This window comes from Brevundimonas sp. KM4, from assembly GCF_000964075.1.
GTDB classification, from domain to species: Bacteria; Pseudomonadota; Alphaproteobacteria; order Caulobacterales; family Caulobacteraceae; genus Brevundimonas; species Brevundimonas huaxiensis.
In genome coordinates this window covers 1-261 of the sequence record NZ_JZRG01000062.1, presented here as the reverse complement: position 1 = coordinate 261, position 261 = coordinate 1, and the positions used below count along the sequence as shown (strand labels likewise).

Genomic DNA, 261 nt, shown 5'->3' with positions numbered 1-261 from the left:
TGCTCGAACCATGGTCGATTGTCATGGTCCGGGCATGGTCTCCCCGACGATTCAGCCAACGATTCCTGCGACCGTCTACATTCGATGGTCGTCGGAAGCCCAGACAGGGCGCGACAGCCTTCGGCGCCAGCTTGAGGCGGCCCAGCGGTATGCGGACGAGCATCGTCTCCTCATCGTCGAAACTATCATCGACGAGGCAGTCTCGGCATTCTCTGGTCACCATCTGACCAAGGGTCGGCTCGGACAGTTCATCCGTCGTGT

General features: G+C 60.2%; 1 protein-coding gene. It reads left to right on the top strand.

Features of this window, described 5'->3' with window-relative positions; all coding sequences use genetic code 11:
• Nucleotides 1-34: 34 nt before the first annotated feature.
• Nucleotides 35-261 (top strand): recombinase family protein (locus tag VH88_RS15300; protein ID WP_045812019.1); only part of this gene is annotated, 227 nt, incomplete at its 3' end.